Annotated in this window: 14 protein-coding genes, 3 tRNA genes, 1 rRNA gene and 2 pseudogenes; 19 read left to right on the top strand and 1 reads right to left on the bottom strand. The window is 42.4% G+C overall.

Annotated features, from left to right (window positions below; all coding sequences use genetic code 11):
* Positions 1 to 77 precede the first annotated feature (77 nt).
* The 17 genes and pseudogenes from rrf (at position 78) to fdhD (ending at position 15,590) form a co-directional block, all read left to right on the top strand.
* A 5S ribosomal RNA gene (gene rrf / locus MFLO_RS05880) occupies positions 78 to 193 on the top strand.
* A gap of 11 nt (positions 194 to 204) precedes the next feature.
* Positions 205 to 277 (top strand) — tRNA-Asn (locus MFLO_RS05875).
* 23 nt (positions 278 to 300) lie between these two features.
* Positions 301 to 373: transfer RNA gene (locus MFLO_RS05870), tRNA-Thr, on the top strand.
* Between the two features lie 18 nt (positions 374 to 391).
* Positions 392 to 464, top strand: a tRNA-Thr gene (locus MFLO_RS05865).
* A 109-nt stretch (positions 465 to 573) separates the two neighbouring features.
* Positions 574 to 1,470 carry a TetR/AcrR family transcriptional regulator gene (locus MFLO_RS05860; RefSeq protein ID WP_036096989.1) on the top strand — a complete coding sequence of 299 codons (897 nt, stop codon included), beginning with the start codon at positions 574 to 576 and terminating at the stop codon, positions 1,468 to 1,470.
* A 101-nt stretch (positions 1,471 to 1,571) separates the two neighbouring features.
* Entirely contained in the window at positions 1,572 to 3,056 is a 1,485-nt protein-coding gene (locus tag MFLO_RS05855; protein ID WP_036097007.1) for a DHA2 family efflux MFS transporter permease subunit, read from the top strand.
* Between the two features lie 76 nt (positions 3,057 to 3,132).
* Complete coding sequence (gene proC / locus MFLO_RS05850; protein ID WP_241433558.1) at positions 3,133 to 3,936, top strand: pyrroline-5-carboxylate reductase; 804 nt, start codon at positions 3,133 to 3,135, stop codon at positions 3,934 to 3,936.
* Between the two features lie 1,025 nt (positions 3,937 to 4,961).
* Positions 4,962 to 5,684, top strand: coding sequence for a Ppx/GppA phosphatase family protein (locus tag MFLO_RS16325; protein ID WP_241433557.1), 723 nt, complete (start codon positions 4,962 to 4,964; stop codon positions 5,682 to 5,684).
* Positions 5,638 to 6,498, top strand: coding sequence for a hypothetical protein (locus MFLO_RS16320; protein WP_241433556.1), 861 nt, complete (start codon positions 5,638 to 5,640; stop codon positions 6,496 to 6,498). Before MFLO_RS16325 ends, MFLO_RS16320 begins: the two co-directional genes overlap by 47 nt.
* Positions 6,495 to 8,617, top strand: a pseudogene (gene ppk1 / locus MFLO_RS17185) (polyphosphate kinase 1); the annotation flags it as partial. The gene MFLO_RS16320 and the pseudogene ppk1, both read left to right, overlap by 4 nt.
* A 3-nt stretch (positions 8,618 to 8,620) precedes the next feature.
* Positions 8,621 to 9,580, top strand: coding sequence for a Ppx/GppA family phosphatase (locus tag MFLO_RS05835; RefSeq protein ID WP_036096987.1), 960 nt, complete (start codon positions 8,621 to 8,623; stop codon positions 9,578 to 9,580).
* A gap of 100 nt (positions 9,581 to 9,680) precedes the next feature.
* Positions 9,681 to 9,935, top strand: a complete 255-nt coding sequence (locus tag MFLO_RS05830; protein ID WP_036096985.1) for a hypothetical protein — start codon at positions 9,681 to 9,683, stop codon at positions 9,933 to 9,935.
* A gap of 197 nt (positions 9,936 to 10,132) precedes the next feature.
* Complete coding sequence (arr, locus tag MFLO_RS05825) at positions 10,133 to 10,579, top strand: NAD(+)--rifampin ADP-ribosyltransferase (protein ID WP_051993526.1); 447 nt, start codon at positions 10,133 to 10,135, stop codon at positions 10,577 to 10,579.
* An 87-nt stretch (positions 10,580 to 10,666) separates the two neighbouring features.
* Positions 10,667 to 11,020, top strand: a complete 354-nt coding sequence (locus tag MFLO_RS05820; protein ID WP_149022980.1) for a hypothetical protein — start codon at positions 10,667 to 10,669, stop codon at positions 11,018 to 11,020.
* Positions 11,021 to 11,288: 268 nt separating this feature from the next.
* Entirely contained in the window at positions 11,289 to 14,273 is a 2,985-nt protein-coding gene (gene fdhF, locus MFLO_RS05815; RefSeq protein WP_036096981.1) for a formate dehydrogenase subunit alpha, read from the top strand.
* Positions 14,266 to 14,742, top strand: a complete 477-nt coding sequence (locus MFLO_RS05810) for a helical membrane plugin domain-containing protein (protein WP_036096979.1) — start codon at positions 14,266 to 14,268, stop codon at positions 14,740 to 14,742. The genes fdhF and MFLO_RS05810 overlap by 8 nt, the downstream gene beginning before the upstream one ends.
* A 56-nt stretch (positions 14,743 to 14,798) precedes the next feature.
* Positions 14,799 to 15,590: a formate dehydrogenase accessory sulfurtransferase FdhD gene (fdhD, locus tag MFLO_RS05805; protein WP_036096978.1), complete on the top strand. Its 792-nt coding sequence runs from the start codon at positions 14,799 to 14,801 to the stop codon at positions 15,588 to 15,590.
* Positions 15,591 to 15,625: 35 nt separating this feature from the next.
* On the opposite strand, the pseudogene MFLO_RS16315 reads toward fdhD, so the two are convergent.
* Positions 15,626 to 16,361 (bottom strand): annotated as a pseudogene (locus MFLO_RS16315) (alpha/beta hydrolase).
* A 241-nt stretch (positions 16,362 to 16,602) separates the two neighbouring features.
* On the opposite strand from MFLO_RS16315, the gene MFLO_RS05795 reads away from it, so the two are divergent.
* On the top strand, positions 16,603 to 17,424 hold the full coding sequence (locus MFLO_RS05795) for a Cof-type HAD-IIB family hydrolase (RefSeq protein WP_036096977.1): 822 nt from the start codon (positions 16,603 to 16,605) through the stop codon (positions 17,422 to 17,424).
* A gap of 64 nt (positions 17,425 to 17,488) precedes the next feature.
* The gene (locus MFLO_RS05790; RefSeq protein ID WP_036097001.1) at positions 17,489 to 17,749 is read left to right on the top strand and encodes a hypothetical protein; all 261 of its coding nucleotides are present in this window, start codon (positions 17,489 to 17,491) and stop codon (positions 17,747 to 17,749) included.
* Positions 17,750 to 17,762: the final 13 nt, after the last annotated feature.

The raw sequence follows: 17,762 nt of genomic DNA, 5'->3' as shown, positions 1-17,762 counted from the left end.
CAAACTTTGATTCCCTGGTTTTTTGAACCCTTTTCTTCTCTAGTTTTGAGAGAACAACGTTCTTTCAGTCAAACTTGTCTGGTGGCTATGGCGAGAAGGTCACACCCGTTCCCATCCCGAACACGGTAGTTAAGCTTCTCCGCGCCGATGGTAGTTGGGGGCTTCCCCCTGTGAGAGTAGGTCGCTGCCGGGCACGTTTATTATTCCACAGTAGCTCAGTTGGTAGAGCAATCGGCTGTTAACCGATCGGTCGCAGGTTCGAGTCCTGCCTGTGGAGCCTTTTTGTATAAAAAAGCTTTTGCCGCTTTAGCTCAGTTGGTAGAGCGCTTCCATGGTAAGGAAGAGGTCGCCGGTTCAAGCCCGGCAAGTGGCTTATTATATATTAAATAAGGCCGGCTTAGCTCAGTTGGTAGAGCAACTGATTTGTAATCAGTAGGTCGCGAGTTCGACTCTTGCAGCCGGCATCATAAAAAAGAACGTCTATTCTGATAGGCGTTCTTTTTTATCTAAAACTTGAACTATGAGTCAATATTTAATATACTATTGGTATAAATTTGTTAGGGAGATGAGACTTTGAATGATAAAAAACGGCGTATCCTTGGCAAAGCCAAGGATATCTTTCGAAAAAAAGGATATTTACTGACGTCTGTAGCGGATATTGTCGAAGCAAGCGAGATTTCCAAAGGGACATTCTATAATTATTTCACCTCAAAGGAAGAATTAGCGATCACGATTTTTAAACAGGAATACTCGGTGCTGTATCAAAAACTTGATCGTTTTATGCAAGATGAAGACAAATCACAAAAAGAAAAATTTAGAAAAGCGATTGAACTTCTTGTTAGGTTTCATATTAAAAATGCAGAAATCTTGAATATCAGCTTTTCTCAAGCAACTCTTGATGATGATTTTAATCAGTTCTTGCTTAGTGTTCGTTCGCGGAGTTTTGAATGGATTAAGGCACAGATTTTACTTGTGTATGGTGAAGAAATGAAACCGTATTTGAATGACCTTGCCATGACGCTTACAGGAATGATTTTACTGTTTGTATTTGTTTCAAGTAAGCAAAATCAGGATCAGGAGTCGGATCAAATTTCAAAGGCGATTGATTATGTGCTGAATCGCATGGAAGCTATTGTAAAGGATATTGCTGAAACAGGGGATATTCTTCTGACTGATGAAGATATGCTCGGCTTTACGCCAGATCACTTGATGATTAGGAAACGTCAAATGGGCAAATTAAAGGGTTTGATAGAAGATCTACTTAAAAAAATTGAACTTGAGAAAATTGCGGATTCAGATAAATGGCAGTACAAGGAGACTTTAAACGCCTTGCTCGCAGAATTAAACAACAAGGAAACACCGCGTGATTTTATTATTCAAGGTGCATTGCTCTATTTAAAACAACAAGTACCTCGTAATCTCGAGCGTGAAATTATACAGCTGGAAGTTCAGGTAAATGGATTATTATAAAAAATGACTATATGGTCATTTTTGTTTGACTATTTAGTTTATCTGGATTATACTACTATTACTCACTCATAGAAATGCTATATATGGAAGGGGAAGTCTATGTGAACGCAATTGCAGGAGAAAAACCAGTTGATGTAAATGGAAAACCATTTAATCGAACGTTACTGGTAGTTACAATGATTATAGGAGCGTTTGTAGCAGTACTTAACCAAACGCTACTTGCCACAGCACTGCCGATGATTATGAAGGATATGGATATCACTGCGGCAACTGGTCAGTGGCTAACAACAGCTTTTTTACTTACAAATGGGATTATGATTCCCGTTACAGCTTTACTAATTGAAAAAATCAGTTCGAAGGTATTATTTATTACTGCGATGATTGTTTTTGCAACAGGGACTTTAATAGCAGCACTAGCGGGCTCGTTCCCGATGCTTCTTGTCGGACGTATTGTCCAAGCTGCTGGGGCTGGTATCATGATGCCGCTTCTTCAAACGATTTTTCTTTTGATTTTCCCAAGGGATAAACGGGGAGCAGCGATGGGGATTATGGGCCTTGTCATGGCGTTTGCTCCGGCAATTGGACCAACACTTTCTGGTTGGATCGTTGACTCTTTTGATTGGCGCGTTCTTTTCTGGATACTACTGCCAATCGCTGTTATTGATATTATTCTTTCGTTCTTCGGAATGAAGAAGGTTGTTAAATTAACGGATATCAAGATTGACTTTTTCTCGATCGTTTTATCTTCGATTGGGTTTGGATCACTACTTTATGGATTCAGTGCTGCCGGAAATGATGGTTGGGGTGATCCGATTGTCGTGACAACTTTGATTATTGGTGCGGTGGTTACGGTACTCTTTATTTGGCGCCAACTTAAAATTGATAATCCGATTCTTGAATTTAGAGTCTTTAAATATCCCATGTTTTCGCTTTCAGTTATTATCGGTTCGATTGTTACGATGGCGATGATCGGGGTTTCGATCGTATTGCCGCTTTATATTCAAAATATCCGCGGTGAATCTGCACTTCAATCTGGATTGCTACTGCTTCCTGGTGCGCTTCTTATGGGGGTGATGAGCCCGATTACTGGGATTATCTTTGATAGGATTGGGGCAAGATGGCTGACGATCATCGGGCTTACAATTTTAACTGGTGGGACGATACCATTCATGTTCCTTACAGCAGATACACCATTCTGGCTATTAATGATATTTTATGCGATTCGGTTCTTAGGGATTTCGATGGCGATGATGCCGGTCGGAACAGCTGGGATGAATGCTCTTCCAAACCATTTGATTAATCATGGGTCGGCGGTTAATAATACGATTCGGCAAATTGCCGGCTCGATTGGTACGGCGCTGATGATTACGGTGCTCACGAATGTGACGAAAAACAATATGCCTTCAAAGGCGCTCATGGCTACTGACCCACAAGGCTTTGCACAAAAAGCTACGGATGCAAGTCTAAACGGCATGACAGCTGCATTTGTTGTCTCGGTCGTTTTTGCAGCACTTGGAATGCTTTTGAGTTTCTTGATACGAGATAAACCGCAAACGCCAGTTGTACAGAAATTTGAAAAGGAATAAGCGGATGCGCACTCTTAATGGGTGCGTTTTTTGCTGATCAGTGCTATATTTTACTAGGATAGACAGAGAGGAGCAGATGGAAATGAAAGTTGGTTTTATCGGAGTCGGCAACATGGCGAGTGCAATTATTTACGGTCTCGTTAAGGAAATGCCAGCCAAGGATATTTTAATTTATAACCGGACGCAAGAAAAAGCAGAGCGTTTTGGGGAAGAGACGGGCGTGACGGTGATTTCTGCAGCCAAGGAACTGGTTTTACAAGCTGATGTTGTCATTGTCGCAGTTAAGCCTTACGTGTTTGAATTGATTTTACCGGATTTGAAGTCGGCTTTTGAAGAAAAGAAACCACTGATGGTTTCGATTGCTGCTGGGCTCAGTCTCGCGCAGCTTGCGGAGTTTGTTGGGAATGAAACGCGAATTATGCGGGTGATGCCGAATGTTAATGCCACAATTGGTGAATCAATGTCCGGACTTTGCGGTAACGAGCTTGCGACTGCGGAAGACGAACAAAATGTTAAATCAATTTTTGAAGCGGTTGGTGACGTGGCTGTTATTCCTGAAAAAGATTTCAGTACGTTTGCAGCTTTAGCGGGAAGTTCTCCGGCATTTATCTACATTTTTATTGATGCAATGGCACGGGCTGGTGTGAAAGCAGGACTTGCTCGAAAACAAGCGCTCGAAATTGCCGCGCAAACGGTGCTTGGCAGTGCGAAAATGGTGCTTGAAAGTGGAATTCATCCTTATGAGCTAGTGGATCAAGTGTCTTCGCCAGGTGGCACAACGATTGCGGGAGTAGCCTCTTTAATGGACGATGCTTTTGTCGCAAGTGTGATGCACAGTATCGAAGCAACGATGAAGCGTGAAGCTGAACTTTCGGAATAAATATTGTTCATATTTTTTTCATAATTACATCTCAGAAATTTCAAGATTACGCGTTACTATAGAAATAAGCTAATAACAACCTTTTTCATGAGATGAAAATCTCCCTACCTTTTCAAGGCCGATACCTCCCTTTGTATCGGCCGTTTTTTTTATGGAGTTAAAAACCTTAGGATAAGAATCAGATACGCTTGTCCTTTGACCGCATCCATCTTTATTTCTTTGTTTTTGAAAGAAGAAAATAAAGTTGGTTTTGTTGCTGTAGCATCGTCTGATAAAGATATCAAATCGAATCGTAAATGTACTGATCTAAAGCGGCTTACGCTATTACAAAATTTAGATAGAAATATGGGATTTCGACTGAATCTGAGTTAGCAAGGATTTCGAGTATTGCAAGGTTTCAAAAACGGGTCAAAATCAAAGTCAAAACGGTAAAGATACTGGCTGATGGTGCAGAAATGGAAATGGTTAACTGAATTATTGGATTTTGAAAATGAAAAAAATCAATAAGAATGATATGAAGAAAGAAAATGGTGTTTCTTTAGGTACGGGTCATGAAAGATATTAGGCTGTATTAAATTGATGTGCATCGCGTGATTTCAGTTGGTTTGGAAAAAAGAAAATTGGGAGGGAAGTATTAATGATGCCAATTCGTTTCTTAAGTGATCAAAAGATTGATCGAATGAAGGAATTAGTTGCAAAAACATCGGTTGCTGAGAATTCGAGCTAAGCAGAGACGAAAGAATTTGATGATGAGATTTATGCTATTCTCGGAAATCGGTTATACAAGTAAAACTGAATAAGTTAGAAATGATCAAGGAAGTAATTGAGCATGATTAAATCATATTTTCAGTAAAGCGAACTAATAGGGTTCTTTTTTTTGTAAAGACATCAGTTTTGCTTCATGATGAGCTTTAAGCAAACTAGGGAACTGCTGCTTTTTTTTTACCAGCTAAAACTTGTGTTTATCAGGGTTAGCTTTGATCAGAAACGGCTATATAAGTAAAAAAGAGAAGGGGAGGAGCTGGATGGGAAACTCAAAATTTTTTGCAGCGATAACGGTGGGATCGCAAAATGTTATTTTGAAAATTATGGATATCAGAAAACAAGAGCTACTTGAGTATGTGAAAGCTGAGGTATCAATCGGTACGGATATTTATAACGGCGGTAAGATTGAAGCAAGGACTGTACAGCAAGTAGCGGAAGCATTACGTGGCTTTGTACAGCTTTTAAAGGAATACGGGGTGGAAGACTACCGAGCGGTAACGGTTTCTTCGGTGCAAGAAGCTTCAAATGCTGACTATATTAAAGAACAGATTAGAATTCAAACAGGGCTCTGGCTTGAAGGGATTTCAAATGGAATGGAGCGGTTTTTACATAATCAAGCGGCCGCATGGCGGACGCCTGATTTCAGCACGCTGATTCAAGAAGGTACGATGTTGATTGACATTGGAACGGGAAGTATTCAACTGACAGTCTATGATGAAGGTAATTTTATGTTTTCAAGGAATATTAAATTGGGACCGCTTCGGGTTCGTGAGTTGCTTGCAAAATTGAAAGGCGAAACAAGTAATTTTAAGGATCTATTGGAAGATTATATTTTCAGTAAAATAAGGGACTATGCGCAGTTCGCACCAAAAAATGTGGATTATAAACATTTTATTTTGATTGGCACGGAACTGCTTTCGTTTAAGCGAGCGTTTTTTGAAAAAAAAACTTGCAGATCAAATGAATGTCGACTATTTTTATGAACTATATGATCATATTTTGGAGACACCGGAGAAACAGCTTGCGAAAATGTATCAGTTGTCTTGGGATTCGGTTTCGCAGTTGCTTCCGTCAGCGATGCTTTTGAAGGAGCTGCTTAAAGTGACGGGTGCAGAAGAAATCTTGCTTTCGGATGCGGAACTTGTGGATGGTATTTTGGTAGAGGAATCAATCAGTCAGAAAAAAATTAAGTTGACGCACGATTTTCTTGCGGATCTTCCGGCTGCGGCGCGGCAGGTGGCGCGCCGCTACATGACGGATCAGGAACATGAACGGTTTGTCGAAAAAGAAGCGCTGCATTTGTTTGATCAACTTAAGCCGCTGCATGGGCTTCGAAAAAGGGAACGTCTATTGCTGCAGTTAGCGGCTATTTTACAGGATATTGGGAGCTATATTGATATGAATAACCACTATGCGCATTCAGAATATATTATTCATGCAACGGAATTTATCGGACTTTCGGATGAGGAGCTGAGAATGGTTGGGGCGATCGCGCGTTACCACAGTTCGGAAACGCCATCGCTGAACTTGCATCATTTTAGTAAACTGCCACCTGAAAATCAGTTGATTACCGCAAAATTGACTGCGATTTTACGGCTAGCGGATGCGCTTGATGATAGTCATCAGCAGAAAGTAACTAAGGTTTCAGTTTCACTAAAAAGGGAGTTTCTGCAGCTTTCAGTTTGGGCGAATGATGATTTGATGCTTGAAAAATGGACTTTTAATGAAAAAGCTGCTTTTTTTGAAGAGGTATTCGGCGTCACACCGCAACTAAAAGAGAAGGGGGAGGCAAAATGAGCGAAGCGGCAAACTTTACGAACCGGGAGCTCAGCTGGCTGTCATTTAACGACCGCGTCCTAGAAGAAGCCCGTGATAAAGAGAATCCGCTTTTGGAACGTATTAAATTTTTAGGAATAACGGCAAGTAATTTGGATGAGTTTTTTATGGTGAGGGTTGCAAGTTTGAAAAAGATGATCTCGGTAGATTTTGAGAAGCCTGATGCGGCTGGCCTTTCTCCAAAAGAGCAATTGCAGCAAATCGGAGAAGTGACACACAAAATGGTGCATAAACAGTATAATACTTGGAATCGGACGCTTGTAAAACTTTTGAATGAGGAGGGAATTCGCCTTCTTGGAATGGATGAATTGTCGGAGCGTCAACGCGCTTTTGTGCATCATTTTTTTGAGCAGGAAGTCTATCCGGTTGTAACTCCCATGGCGGTTGATTCATCGCGCCCATTTCCGCTGATTGTCAATACGAGCATCAACATTGCGGTATTGATTCATAAGGAGAATAATCCGAAGAAAAAGGAATTTGCGACGGTGCAAGTTCCAACGGTTTTTGATCGGGTGATAAAGTTGCCAGGTGCGGCGGGTCAAAATGATTTTGTTTTGCTTGAGGATATTGTGAAATATTATCTCAGTCGATTTTTTATCGGATATGAGATCAAGGAAACGGCATTTTACCGTGTGATGCGTAATATGGATATGGACGTGGCAGAGAAGGATGCTTCGGATTTGCTGAAAGAGATTGAAGAACAGTTGAGAAAGCGGGAACGCAGTAATGTGATTCGGCTTGAGGTGGATGCTGAGATTAGCAAGCATTTGCTGAAAAAATTGGTGAAGCTACTTAAAGGGTATGATGAGGATATTTATTATATTAAGGGCCCGCTTGATTTCACATTTCTGTCGAAGCTTGCGGGCAAGGTGGAAGGTAAGTCAGAACTTGAGTTTGCACCGTTTCGTCCGTATTTGGATGCGAATTTGATGCGGAGCAATATGTTTGATCAGATTCGGGGTAGAGACATTTTTCTGCACCATCCATATGATTCGTTTGATCCGGTCATTGAATTTGTGCGGCAAGCAGCGGGGATGAGGCGGTGCTTGCGATTAAGATGACATTGTACCGGGTTTCAGGCGATTCACCGATTATTAAATACTTAGGCGAGGCAGCAGAAAATGGCAAGCAGGTAACGGTGCTTGTTGAAGTGAAAGCACGCTTTGATGAAGAAAACAATATTTACTGGGCGCAGGAGCTTGAAAAGGCTGGCTGTCACGTCATCTACGGGTTGGTAGGGCTGAAGACACATTGTAAGCTAACGCTCGTTGTGAGGCGCGAGGAAGACGGGATTAGACGCTACATGCATATGGGAACGGGCAACTACAATGATAGTACGGCACGCTTTTATACGGATATGGGAATTTTGACGGCAAATGCAGAAATGGGGATTGATGCTTCAAATATTTTCAATATGCTCTCGGGATACTCGGAACCGCCTAATTTCTATGAGCTGATTATTGCGCCGATGTTTTTGAAACCGACTTTGCTCGACTTGATTAAGGATGAAGCGAAAGCGGCGCGGAAAGGCAAGGCGGCTTCGATTAAGATGAAAATGAATTCACTTTCGGATGTGGATATGATAGAAGCACTATATGCGGCGTCGCAAGCAGGAGTCAAAATTGAACTAATTGTGCGCGGAATTTGCTGTTTAAAACCAGGCGTGGAAGGTTTGAGTGAGAATATTGAGGTGCATTCGATTGTCGATCGGTTGCTTGAGCATAGCCGGATTTATGAGTTTTATGCAAACGGAGCGAAGCTGTTGTTTTTATCAAGTGCCGATTTGATGCACCGTAATTTGAAGCGCCGCGTGGAACTGATGTTTCCGGTGAAGGATGAAGCTGTGAAGGCGAAGATTGAACGTGAGTTTGACGGAATGTTTCATGATAACGTGAAGACGCGGAAACTGGGTTCAGACGGTGTGTATCAAAAACTAGATAAACGCGGCAAGCCAGCACTGAATATTCAAGAAACGCTGATAGAGCAAGCAAGTCGAAAAATGGCGCTAAGCCGCACAGATTCGGGGAGAGAAAACCGAAGTTTTTCACCAATGACGGCTTTTAACGAGGAAGGGGAATGAGTAATGGAACATTTTGCGGTGATTGATCTAGGATCGAACTCGGCGCGAATGACGATTACAGCGATTCACGATGACGGTACATTTGACGTTGTGGCGCAGGAAAAGGAAATGGTGCGTTTGTCTGAAAAGATGGGCGAGGAAAAGGTGTTGCAAGAAGCGGCGATCAAGCGAACAACGGCGGCGCTGAAAGGTTTTGCGGAGAAAGCGGCTGAATATAGCGATGTGAAAATGCGGGCTGTAGCAACTGCGGCAACTCGGCAAGCGACAAACCAGAAGAAATTTCTCGCTCATGTGAAGGAGGTTGCCGGAATTGAACTGGAAGTCATCAGCGGCAATCAAGAAGCCTATTACGATTACCTTGGGATTATTAATACGCTGCCGGTGACGAATTGTGTGGTGATTGATACGGGTGGCGGTAGCACGGAGCTTGTGCTTGTGCAAAATGGTCATGCAGTGAATGTAATCAGCCTGCCGTATGGTGCGGTAAATTTAAGTGAACGCTTTTTTCCTTCTAAAGATACAATCAAGGCGGGTGAACTGTTTCAACTGATGACGTCGATGGATAAACTTTATAATGGGGTTTGGTGGTTGCGGCGCGGCCATAACTTGCCAATTGTAGCTCTTGGCGGAAGCAACCGGACGATTGCGAAAATCGAGCGGCGCAGTCGCGAGATTTTCGACTTTGAAAATTTGCATGGCTTTAAGATGCGCGATTCGGAAGTTTATGCGATTTTTAAGGATGTCGTATCGAAGGATTTGAAAGAGCGCGGCGATATTCCCGGGCTTTCGCGTGAACGAGCGGATATTATTGTTGGCGGAATGACACCACTTATTTCGCTCATGCGTTTCCTCGATTCGGATCGGCTGATTTTTTCGCAATATGGGCTTAGGGAAGGGATTTTCTATGAACATTTTTCTGAAATGCAAAAAGAAGGATTAATCAATGGAGATGATAGATCGTAAATTTCTTTACGACTTCATGACAAGTTATCGCAAATTCCAAGCTGGGTATTTTTCTGTGCTATACTAATGGTCATTACATCAGAATGAAGGAGGAAATGTTATGCCGCTTTTTGATCAGTTAAAAAACTTCGCTGGAGACAAAGTGACAGAACTCCTAGGTGAGAAGGGCACACAAATTACAGAAAATCTTCCGGACCAAGTTCAAGAAGGTTTGAATAAAGTGAAGGAATCTGCAGGCGATTTTAATCTTAGCAATCTGGGCGAAAAGGCTTCAGAAGTGAAAGACAGTATCCAAAGTCAACTCGAATCACCAGGAGATTTGCTTAACTCGGTGAAGGATGTTTTTAAGAAATAAAGCTGTGCGGTTAAACAGCATGAAGTGTGATATGTAGGTATGCAGAAAGTCCTCGAAATCAGAAAACGGGTTTCGGGGGCTTTTTGCGCGGTTATTGTTGTTGAAACAAATTCAGAATAACTTTAAAATGAAAAGACGAGTGGAGAATATAATTAGCTTTAGTTTCTTAAATCTAAAAGGTACGGGAGGAAAACAATATGCGATATAATCCTGAAGAAAACGGTCCGTTCTATCACGGAACAAAAGCTGAGCTTCAAGTCGGTGATTTTTTAAGTGCGGGTCATCGCTCTAATTACCGACCAAATGTCATTATGAATCACATTTATTTTACGGCTTTAAAAGATGGTGCAAGCTTAGCAGCGGCACTTGCTCGTGGTGAAGGTGAAGAGCATGTCTATGAAGTTGAGCCAACTGGCGAGTTTGAAGATGATCCGAATGTGACAGATAAAAAGTTTCCAGGAAATCCAACACGTTCCTATCGAAGTACACATCCTCTAAAGATTGTTGCGGAAATTACGGATTACAAGCGGCTGACTGACGAAGAACGTAAGCTGTGGAAAGAGCGGTTGAAAGCAGGAGAACAGCGGGATGAGGATATCATCAATTACCCGAATCAAAATGGATACTTAAGAAGCAATAGTTAAGACTTCGGCTAGTGATAAGTAAAATGAAATTAGAGAGGAATGAGAAAGCGGAATGGCAGATTTTTTTTTTTCATCACAGTTTTTATCATGATTGATTTAGTGGTTTTGCTACCGCTATTCATACTTCTGTACAAAGGACTTGAGATTGCTTATCAATCCAAAAAAATCAAAGCCGCGTATATTAGCATAGGTTTAGTCGCAATGATTAGTTTGGCAGTCGTTCCGATTATATACACAAACATTGAACATCAAAAACTTGAAACTAATCTGACTGCTCTTCTTAAAAATAGCGGTGTATACGGTGAATATACGAATGTCTCTGTTGTTGAATATGAAGATGGTTATGTGATTTCGTGCCTTGTTGATAAAAAAAGATCAGTTAGTCAACCCGTTACAAAAGCTGAGTATCAAGAATTTCTGCAAAAAATGAAGAAAGATTAAATGGCAGCCAAAAAATAGTGAATAAAAGTACAGAGGAAGCTCGTTATAAAAAACGAGCTTCTTTTTTCGCTAAAATGGTTGATCATTTTTAATGTAATCGACAATTTTGCTGCTTTTTGAGCAATCTTAAAACAGTGCTTGAAACGGCTTAAATACTTTGATTGATAAGGATTCTCAATTAAGTTTTTACTGTGAATTTCACATAAAAGCTGTTATAATGAAAAAGAATGTAACCGTTTTCGAATTAAAGGCAAGGAGGATGAAAAAAATGGGGGGTAAAATTACCGTTCAAATCAATGGAACACCTCATGAAGTGGATGAGGGACAGCGTATTTTAGACTACTTGAATGAACAAGAAATTAAACATCCGCACATTTGTTACAGTGAGCAAATGGGACCAATTCAGTCTTGTGATACATGTATGTGTGAAGTAAACGGCGAACTTGTACGGGCATGTAGCACCGAGTTTAAAGCGGGGATGGATGTTGAGACAAGTTCGGAAAAAGCAACGGATGCGCAGCTTGAGGCGATGGACCGGATTTTAGAAAACCATCTGCTTTACTGCACCGTTTGCGATAATAACAATGGCAACTGCCGTGTACATAATACGACGGAACTGCTTGGCGTCGAAGCGCAGTCTAGACCTTACCGCGAAAAAGGCTATTTAAACGACTTTTCGCATCCATTTTATAGATATGATCCAGACCAATGTATTTTATGCGGGCGCTGTGTTGAAGCTTGTCAAAGCGTTCAAGTGAATGAAACACTTTCGATTGACTGGGAAAGAGATCAGCCGCGTGTTATTTGGGATGATGATCGCCCTGCTAATTTGTCTTCCTGTGTATCCTGTGGACTTTGTTCGACAGTTTGTCCTTGTAATGCGATGATGGAAAAATCCATGCTTGGTCAAGCAGGCTTTATGACAGGTCTCGATGAAGACATGCTTGAACCGATGATTGATATGGTGAAAAAAGTCGAACCGAATTATCAAACAGTTTTTGCAGTTTCTGAAGTCGAAGCTGCAATGCGGGAAACAAAAATTGAGAAAACGAAGACGGTTTGTACGTTTTGCGGTGTAGGCTGTTCGTTTGAAGTTTGGACAAAAGACCGTCAAATTCTTAAAGTTGAACCGACAGGCGAAGGCCCAGTGAACAAATTTGCGACATGCGTCAAAGGGAAATTTGGTTGGGATTTTGTTAACGATAAAAAACGCCTCACTTCTCCGCTTGTTCGTGAAGGGGACGAGTTTGTACCGGTCAGCTGGGATAAAGCACTTGAAACAATCGCAACTCGCTTGCGTGAAATTCAAGCTAAGCACGGAAATGATGCACTTGGCTTTATCAGTTCTTCCAAAACAACAAACGAAGAAAACTATTTGGTTCAAAAGCTTGCGCGCCAAGTGTTTGAAACGAACAATGTCGATAACTGTTCGCGCTACTGCCAAGCGCCAGCATCAGATGGATTGACGCGCACAGTTGGAATTGGTGCGGATTCGGGAACGGTTGAAGATATTGAAGCAGCTGGACTTATCATCCTTGTTGGCTGCTCACCTGCTGATGGGCATCCGGTTATTGCAAGCCGAATTAAACGCGCGCAAAAATATAATGGGGCAAAAATGCTCGTGTCAGATTTACGAAAACATGAAATGGCTGAACGGGCCGACAAATTCATTCATCCCAAACAAGGAACGGATTTCGTTTGGCTGACGGCTGTTGCAAAATATATCATTGATCAAGGCTGGCAAGATCAAGAATTTATGGATGAACGCATTTCAAACGTAGCGGAATTCTTAGAGTTTCTTGCACCGTTCACGCTTGAATACGCGGAACGTGAAACGGGACTTTCGATTGATACATTAAAAGAAATCGCGCAAATGGTTCATGAAGCTGACGGCACGTCGGTTTGTTGGGGCATGGGTGTGACGCAAAATATTGCCGGATCGCATACTTCTTCTGCAATTGCGAACTTGCTACTTGTAACAGGAAACTTTGGTCGAAGCGGGGCAGGAGCATTCCCACTGCGCGGACATAATAATGTTCAAGGTGCTTGTGATATGGGTTCGCTTCCGAACGTTCTTCCAGGTGTGCAACCAATTGGTAATCCCGAAGTACGCGCACGCTTTGAAGCGGCTTACGGCGTTCCGATTTCTGAAACTCCAGGTTTAAAAAATAATGAAATGCTTGAACAAATTGAAGCAGGCAACTTGCACGCGATGTACCTTGTAGGGGAAGAAATGGCTTGGGTAGATTCAAATTCCAATCATGTTCAAGATACGCTTTCAAAACTCGACTTCTTCGTTGTACAAGATGTCTTCCTTTCGAAAACAGCTCAATTTGCAGATGTCGTTCTGCCAGCATCTCCTTCACTCGAAAAAGAAGGAACATTTACCAATACTGAGCGCCGGATTCAGCGGCTTTACGAAGTAATGCCTCCGCTTGGCGATTCCAAACCAGATTGGTGGATTACACAAGAACTTGCACGTGCTTGCGGTGTTGATTGGGGCTTTACGCATCCAAGTGATATTATGGATGAGATTGCAAGCCTTGCACCATTCTTTAGCGGTGTGCGTTATGACCGCTTAGAAGGGTTTAACAGTCTTGTTTGGCCAGTTGATGAAACGGGTCAGGATATGCCGCTTCTTTATAAAGAACGTTTCAACTTCCCAGATGGCAAGGCGCAGTTCTCAACACTGCCATATATTCCGCCGATTGACTTCCCGGAAGAATACGACTTGCACTTGAATAATGGGCGCTTGCTTGAACAATTCCATGAAGGAAACTTAACAGATAAATCAAAAGGGCTTGATTATAAACTTCCAGAAGTATTTGTTGAAGTTTCGCCAGATCTTGCGAAAGAACGCGGCGTTGAAAGCGGCTCGCTCGTTCGCCTAAGCTCGCCTTACGGACACATTAAACTTCGGGCTGTTGTTACTGACCGGATGAAAGGTAATGAAGTCTATGTGCCGATGCATTCAGTCAGCAGCGAAACAGCAGTCAACCTGCTAACGACAAGCGCCGGCGATGTTCGGACGAAAACGCCAGCTTTTAAACAAACGAAAGTGGCGATGCAAGTTCTTGAAAAAGAAGGGAAAAACCCGCTTCCAGAACATAATCCGCGTAACCGCAAGCGCTATCCGCAACGTGGTGTGGAAGTAGAACGGAAATGGAAGCGCGAAGATTATTCGCCGATTTCGAAAGTGAATTGTGCTTGTGGCGGAAGCTGCGGCTGTAAAGGAGAGAAAGAACATGGCTGAACCGATTTCAAAAATTCGTGATGTTTCACCAACTAAAGAAGAACAAGAAGCAGCGCAGCTGAAAGAGTTGAAAGCAAGTATTGCAGATAGCGATTCGGGTTTTACAGAAGTACTCGAGTTTGTTAAACTTCTGCATGAAGCAGGTGCTTTTGATGCTGTAAATAGTGCGATTAAAGCCAAAGAAGACATTGCGAAAACACTTTTAAATGAGTGGCGCAAAGAACCGACCACAAATGCGATCAACAACATGATGCTAACGGGTCAACTCCTTACAGAAGCCAAACCGGAACAAACTGAGGCGATGATTAAGCAAGTGAAAGAAGCGGCCAAAGAAGCGGATAAAGCGGCAAAAGACGAAGCGATTCTCGGGATGTTTGGTTTGATGAAAGCGATGAAAGATCCAGATGTAAACCGAGCGCTACGCTATGGCGTTACATTCTTGAAGGAAATGGGTAAAGGACTGAAATAACAGATAAGAGACCTCCGCGAAACAAGTTGGGGGTCTTTTTAAAAAGAGGGGATTTTGTGGAAATCAGTGCAAAAGAAGCGATTCTACGCTACGAAAACGGTCGGCTTGAAAATCAAACGGCACTTGTTGCTGTTGAGTTCCCACTTACAATTTACGTGAACAAAGAAGAGCTCGTTACGATTGTCTGCACGCCGGAATATCTGGAAGATTTAGTAATTGGCTTTTTGACTTCCGAAGGTGTTATCCGTGGTGTCGCGGATATTGATGAAATTGAAATCATTGAATCGACTGGCCACGCCTATGTGAGCGCGAATTTCGTCAATAAATTCAATGCCAAATACCGATCCAAACGCTACATCACATCTTGCTGCGGCAAGTCACGAGAAAATTTTTATTTTCAATCCGATGCATCTCTTCTGGAAAGCTACAATGAAACAGAGACGACATTAACAATTCCGGCTATCTTTGCAAGAATGAATGAATTTGAAGCCGCATCTGAAACATTCAAGCGAACAGGCGGTGTTCACAATGCTGGACTTTGCACGGCTGATGAAGTGCTACTTTCGCGGATGGATATTGGGCGGCACAATGCGCTTGATAAAATATATGGATATTGTCTGCGCAATGGGATTGAGGTTCAAGATAAGGCGATTATTTTCAGCGGTCGGATTTCATCGGAAATTCTTATTAAAACAGCAAAAACTGGATGCGGTATTATTTTGTCGCGCTCGGCACCGACGGAACTTGCGATTCAAATGGCGCAAGAACTGGGAATCACGGCAGTTGGTTTCATTCGCGGGGAAAGTATGAATATCTATACACGCTCTGATCGGATTTTGATGAAGTGAAGCAAAAACAGGAGCTCGCGCCGCGAGCTCCTGTTTTATTTGGCGGTTTGGTAGACTTTCTCTTCGGGCGACCTATATTCGGAGAGAAACCAGTGAACGAGTTTGACGGTTTCGTCAGATTCGAAAATAGCTTGGTGCGCTGCATCTGAGCCGACTTCAATTTTTTCAATGTAAGTGTGAATGTTATCGAAAATCAAGCGGGATGAAAGGGCGCTTCGGAGCGGGACAATGCTATCGCTGAAGGTATCCTCTGCTGTTTTTCCAGCGATTGAAAGCATTTCAAGGCCGCTTGGGTTCTTTTTTTTTGCGGTTAAGAAAACTTTTGAGCATATCGGTTTCGTGCGGTACGCTGTCAAATTCAGCACCGCCAGCATTGTCTTTCTCGTCCAAGTCATTATACGGCGCGCCTAGGATGATCAGCTTTTGGAAATTCGGAGTCTCATGATATTTTTGGACATAGGCCGAGAGTGCGAGGCCGCCATTGGAATAGCCGATGCCGTTTAGTTTCTTGAAGTGAAAACGGGTTTTTAAGTCGGTAATCGCGATGTTCAGCCAGTCACGCCACTCTTCGATTGGAGCTTGGTTGTCATCAAACGCCACAGCAATAATCGGATTTTTAGCTTGTTTGGTCAGTTTACCCATATAATGAAGCTCGCCGTTCGAGCTGACGGTCACGGTTAGTTGCTCGTTTGAGGTTTGATAGTCGTTTAGGAGCCGGTCAGCCAGTTCGTCGAAGGTATGGGCATTTCCGCCGCTGCCATGGACGAGGATGATCGGCTCAGTGGAACTAAGGTCGACCGCATCCGGCGCATTTAGGGTGTCTGATTCATTGCAGCCGGTTAGAAGCAGTAGGAAAAATCCGGAACAAATGATTTTTAAAAAAAAGACGCATCGCTAACTCCTCCTAGAGACGAAAATTCAGCTCCATTATAGCATAGATAGGGAAAATAACGTGACTTTTCCAATTTATGCTATAATGCGGGTAGACTCTTTAAATGAAGGACGTGTAAGAATGATTAATACGATTGTAACGGATATGGATGGAACGCTGCTTGTCACAAAGGGAGACGCAATTGAAGCACGGAATAAAGCGCTTCTTCACGACTGGCAAAACGAAGGGAATAAATTGTTTTTAGCAACGGGGCGGCTCGATCTTGCCATTTTGCCGTTTATTCATGAACTTGAAATCACACAGCCAGTTATTTCTTGTAATGGTGGGCTTGTACGCGATTTTACAACGGGTGAAATTTTATTTAAAAGCGATATGTCGCGTGAAACGATTGCAGCAGTGCTTGAAGCGCTTGCGCCATTTGAAGCGGATTATCATGTGTACACGACGAAACGAATATTAGGTCCGTCAAATTCAGGGAAAATTGCTTTTTTTAATGAGCAAAATAAGGTGCTCCCTGAAAATGAACAAGTGCCGATTACGCTGACAAAAACGCCGCTTGATGTCATGGAAAATGATGAGTTTCCGCTTAAGATTTTAGTAGTTGAAGAAGACGATACGAAGCGGGTGAAACTGAAGGAACGCTTACAGGAATTTGATTTGTCTGTGATGTCCTCCGGAAAAAACTTGATTGACGTGATGAACAAAGGAATTGATAAGGCACACGGACTCCGTTACTTGGCCGAGAGAGGCTATCTTGATCTCGCTGAAACGGCTGCGTTTGGCGATAATGAAAACGATGCGGGAATGATCGAACTCGCAGGTATCGGTGTTGCAATGGAAAATGGGATTCAAGCTGCCAAGGAAAAAGCAGATTTTATAACGAAAACAAATGATGAAGGTGGGCTTGCAGATTTTGTACGCAAGGAGATTTTGAGCCGCTAAATGTCGCATCTGGCGTAGCTTTCATGGTATGATTGAAGTACAAAAAGAGCGGGGAGCTGATTTTATGGAAGAAAGTTTTGATTTTGGACATTTTCTTAAGAAAGCTTTTGTGGCGGTAGCAAGTATCAGTTTGATTTTCATTGGTTTTATTGCACTGCTCACGCTGATCGGTGTGATACTCGCAATTCCACTTCTAAGGAAAGGCTGCACCATGCTGTTTGACAAGGAAGAAAAAAGTGGCGGACGCAAACTGAAATGGAAAACACCGGAATATGAAGCGAAAGTTAAGTTTAGCGACCGTGATTTGCTTGACGAAAAAAGCTGATCAATTTTAAAGT

The organism is Listeria floridensis FSL S10-1187, from assembly GCF_000525875.1.
GTDB lineage: Bacteria > Bacillota > Bacilli > Lactobacillales > Listeriaceae > Listeria > Listeria floridensis.
Note: the sequence above shows the minus strand (reverse complement) of the source record. Positions and strands in the feature narration are given on the sequence as shown.